Source organism: Streptomyces sp. NPDC045701 (assembly GCF_056432045.1).
The window spans coordinates 1-4,089 of the sequence record NZ_JBWKJV010000134.1; the positions used below are offsets into that span (position 1 = coordinate 1).

General features: G+C 68.4%; 4 protein-coding genes. 3 read left to right on the plus strand and 1 reads right to left on the minus strand.

The window, feature by feature from the left end; all coding sequences use genetic code 11:
- Nucleotides 1-149: 149 nt before the first annotated feature.
- From AC07DW_RS33595 to AC07DW_RS33605, 3 genes are all read left to right on the plus strand, one after another.
- Nucleotides 150-632, plus strand: a complete 483-nt coding sequence (locus tag AC07DW_RS33595; RefSeq protein ID WP_478861401.1) for a hypothetical protein — start codon at nucleotides 150-152, stop codon at nucleotides 630-632.
- A gap of 191 nt (nucleotides 633-823) precedes the next feature.
- Nucleotides 824-1,549, plus strand: coding sequence for a transposase (locus AC07DW_RS33600; protein WP_478861402.1), 726 nt, complete (start codon nucleotides 824-826; stop codon nucleotides 1,547-1,549).
- 211 nt (nucleotides 1,550-1,760) lie between these two features.
- Nucleotides 1,761-2,930 carry an endonuclease domain-containing protein gene (locus tag AC07DW_RS33605; RefSeq protein ID WP_478861403.1) on the plus strand — a complete coding sequence of 390 codons (1,170 nt, stop codon included), beginning with the start codon at nucleotides 1,761-1,763 and terminating at the stop codon, nucleotides 2,928-2,930.
- 392 nt (nucleotides 2,931-3,322) lie between these two features.
- On the opposite strand, the gene AC07DW_RS33610 is transcribed toward AC07DW_RS33605, so the two are convergent.
- Nucleotides 3,323-3,835 carry a DUF6233 domain-containing protein gene (locus AC07DW_RS33610; protein ID WP_478861404.1) on the minus strand — a complete coding sequence of 171 codons (513 nt, stop codon included), beginning with the start codon at nucleotides 3,833-3,835 and terminating at the stop codon, nucleotides 3,323-3,325.
- Nucleotides 3,836-4,089: the final 254 nt, after the last annotated feature.

Consider the following 4,089-nt stretch of genomic DNA (forward strand, 5'->3'; position numbering starts at 1 on the left):
GTCACGCTCAGCCCCGGCCGGATCGGCGCCATCACCAAAGCCGCCCTCGTCCTCAACAACGCCTGGCGATGAATTTCGTCGAGAAAACCTCATTGGACGTCTGTCCGGAAACTTCGGGGCACCTCACGGACACGGGCTTCGGCTTCAGTGTGCTGTCCCGGTTCCGGGCGCGGCTCGCGGACGACGGTATGGAACGGGTGGTCTTCGGCCGGCTTCTTCGGCACTGCAGGGACGCCGGTCTGGTCGCGGCCGGGGGCAAGCAGCGCACCGGCTCCACCCATGTGATCAGTGCGGTGCGGGGCTTGAACCGTCTCGAGCTGGCCGGGGAGAGCGTCCGTGCGGCCCTGGAGGCCCTGGCCGTCGCGGCCCCGCTCTGGCTGGCGGGGCAGATCAGTGTCACGGAGTTCGCCGGACGGTACGGGCCGCGGACCGACGGCTGGAAGATGCCGTCCTCGCAGACCAAGCGCGATCGTCTGGCCCAGGTCTTCGGTCAGGACGCCCTCGCTCTGTGCCAGGCCGCGTGGGCCGGGGACACCCCGGGCTGGATCCGTGAGATCGGGGCCGTGCACCTGCTGCGGCAGGTCCTGGTACAGACCTGCATCATCCGCTCCGGCGCCCGGGACGGCAGGTGATCAGGAAGCGGGGCGCCGATGACGGCGTCCCGCCTGGTCAACTCCGCCTGGCCTCCCCCTATGGCACCGACGCACGCTGGGCGGCCAAGGGCGACGGTCTCTTCTGGATGGGCTGCAAGATCCATCTCACGGAATCATGCACCACGCTCCCCGATGCCGATGCCGAAACAGGGGCAGGGTGGGCAGCTGTAATGCCGAACCTGATCACCGACGTGCACACCACCGACGCGACCGTGCCCGGCGTGAAGGCGACCGCACCGGTCCAGGCCAGGCTCGCCGGGCAGGGCGTGAAGCCGGCCGGGCACTACCCCGACTCCGGCTACCCCTCCGCGGACCTGATCACCAAGGCCATGAAGAACGGCATCCGCATGGTCACCCCCGTCCTCCTGGACCGCTCGGCCCAGGCCAGGGCCGCCGAGGGCTTCGACAAGACTGCCTTCACCATCAACTGGAAGACCCGCCAGGTCAGCTGCCCCGCCGGGAAGACCAGCTCGAACTGGAACCCCGTCAAGCAGCACGGCACCGATGCCATCGTGATCACCTTCAGTGCCCTGACCTGCCGCGACTGCCTCTTCCAGAAGCAGTGCACCACCTCGAAGACCGGCCGCCGCATGCTCACCCTGCGGCCGGAAGAACCCCACGAGAACCTCGCCCGAGCCCGCGCCGAGCAGAAGACAGAGACCTGGAAGAACAAGTACGCCCTGCGGGCCGGCGTCGAGGGCACCATCAACCAGGCCCTCGACCTCACCGGCATCCGCCGGGCCTGCTACCGCAGCCTGCCGGAAGTCCGCCTCCAGCACGCCTTCTCCGCCACCGCACTCAACATCATCCGACTCGACGCCCACTGGACCGGTCCTCTCGACCGCACCCGCCGCAGGAGCAGGCTCGAGCAGCTCAGCTACCGGCTCTCCGCCTGACGAATTCAGCAACAGAGTCGCCGGCCGTTAGTCTTTCGGTATGTCTGAGCGTGTTGCCCCGAGCCGGGCAGATGGTCTGGTCACTCTGGACGCCGCGGGCAATGTCTGGGTCAGCCTGACGGCCGGTAGCGCGGTACCGACGACTTCTGCGGTATTCACTCGCTTTTCTTCTGATGTCCGGTCGCGGCGGTACGTCATGCTCGGTGCCTGTGTGGTGGATCTGGTGATGACGGGCGAGGGCCGCTGGAGCGTCCCGGGGGTTGAGGTGCGCCGGGCGGCGGCGGCATGGAAGGCGGTGGAGATGGACGCCCTGGACCTGGTCTGTATCGGTCCGTTCCGTGGGGTGCCGGAGCAGGAGCGCAGGGCTGGAATGCTGCGTGGTTGGCGCCGGCGCATCAGTTGGGAACTGCAAGAGGCAGATCGTCCCGGACGGCAGGCCGGCCCTGAGCCCGGGCCGTGGTCTCACCTGGCGGGAGTCGACTGGCGGCGGCTGCTGGTGCAGCGGTCCCGTGACAGGGTGGAGCGGTCGTGGTGGCTTCCGCGTGCTGTGGTAAGGCTGCTGGACACAGCCGAGCACACCGAAACCCAGCGGCTGCACACCACGCGGGTCGGCAAGGTAGACACAGCTGACACCGAACAGCCCCGCCGGGATTCCCGAGCCACCCACAGCCAGTCCACGACGGGCCTGAACGGCCCAGCCATCCCGCAGCGCCCGTATACGGGGGAGCTGCAAGGCCAGTTGTACTCGGTGCTGAGCCGCAAGCCCGGTACGTCCCGCCGGGTGGCCGGGTGGGTGTGTGCCGTCTGCGGTACGGCGCCGGCTGCTGTGCTTGATCACTGCCATGAACACGGCTACGTCCGCGCCCCGGTCTGCCCGTCCTGCAACACGCTGGAGCGCCCCGACCACCTGTACGACAACGACATCCGTGTCGCCAGCCGCTACCAGCGCCTCTTCGACACCAACACTCTCGACTGGCTGCGCCACTGGCACCGCTGCCCAGGCTGCCGCACCCGCACCACCCTGCCTCTGCCTCACCTCGCCGCATGGACCGCCCACACAGCCACCCGCACCCTGCGCCCCACCCACCCTGGCCCCCGCGGGCGGAAGCCCTGCGGAGTGCTGCGCGTCTCGTGGACGGGAAGCAAGAACACACCCCGATCCTGCGTGCTCACCGTTTCCGTCGACTTCTGTCCCTCCGGTGAGCACCGCGTCCTGTCACGGGTGCTCTACCGGGAGGCCGTCGAGCGTTTCGGCACCTGGCTGGCCGAGACCGCCCCTGCTGTGGCGGCCGCAGCCGGTCCCGACCGCCTGGACGGCCTCCCTGCCCAGCCCCGGCCCGTCATCGCCGACACCAGCGGCGAAGGGCTGGCGCTCTTCTGACCCACACCAGCAAACCGGCTCCACAGGTCGCCGGCCCGCGTCCGGCACCTGTGCTCCAAGCTCGGAAGGAGCCCGCGTCTGTCAGGCGGAAGCGGTTGATGCGGGCTGCGGGGTGTGATGCCCTGCACGGCGAGGGTGTTCCAGACGCTGGTTTGTGCTATGGCCGGTGCGTTCGTCGCGCCGACCGAGGGCTCGCCGCTTTTTCGCGCAGGCCCCCAGGACTGCGACGGCCAGCTTTCGGCGGGCAGTGTGCAATTCTTCCTGTGCCAACTGCTCTTCCCGCTGGGCTGCTTCCCACGCGTCCTCGCTCATACGCCCCTGCCAGCCCGCTCTCTGACCACCCGTGCCACTGGCCCGGACAGCGCTCCCTATCTCTGGTCGGAGCCGTCGTGTCACGGCGGCAACGGGTCGGCCGCGTTTGGGAGTGAGGTGGCTGCGTTGCATTCGCGGCACGGGACGGTGCGTTTTTGGCGGAGGATCTCAAGGGCCTGGTCGAGGGTGATGGGTGTTGCGTGGGGCTGACAGCCGATGACGTGGATCAGGCGTGCTCCGGGGTGGCCGGGGCGGTGAGGGAGGTCTTGCACCGTCCAGGCCTGTCGCCCGTCGGTTGTGGGAGTCGCAAGGGTGGGGATACGGCTGTAGTCGCCGCCTTCGAGGGGGCGGACATGACGGGCGTCAAGCCAGACACTCTGTTCCGCAGGCTCGGTAGGGCCGCTGCTGCCAACTGCCCAGCAGCTGATGCCCACCCGGTACTGCCATCCGCCCGCCGCCCGCCGCCGCTCATACAGAAGGGCCAGCAATTCCTGCCCATCAGGCATCGTAACGGTCACCCGGGCCGCGTTCTGCGGCATTTCAATCCCCTCCACCCTGCCCAGCATCCTAACCGGACGCCTTGGCGCACTCATGGGATCGGAACGGGGACCACTCCTCCAGCGGGAGCGGGAGCACGTGCCTCTCCACGGGTCGTGTACGTACAGGTACCACGGACGCCTTCGCTGTCGAGTCCCTACTGAGCGATCAGTGCCGCAATTCCTACTGAACCGTTCCGACTTTCCTGCCGGTGTTTTGCTGGCCGGTGATCAGTCGGCCACAGCTTGTGTGTCAGCGTAGTGTGCTGCCTCGTACTCGGTGGGGCTGATCATGCCCAGAGTGGAGTGCA

Bases quoted from the DNA above. Each gene is read 5' to 3' on its own strand.
- AC07DW_RS33600 (WP_478861402.1), top strand. From the start codon at position 824: ATGCCGAACCTGATCACCGACGTGCACACCACCGACGCGACCGTGCCC.
- AC07DW_RS33610 (WP_478861404.1), bottom strand. From the start codon at position 3,835: ATGAGTGCGCCAAGGCGTCCGGTTAGGATGCTGGGCAGGGTGGAGGGG.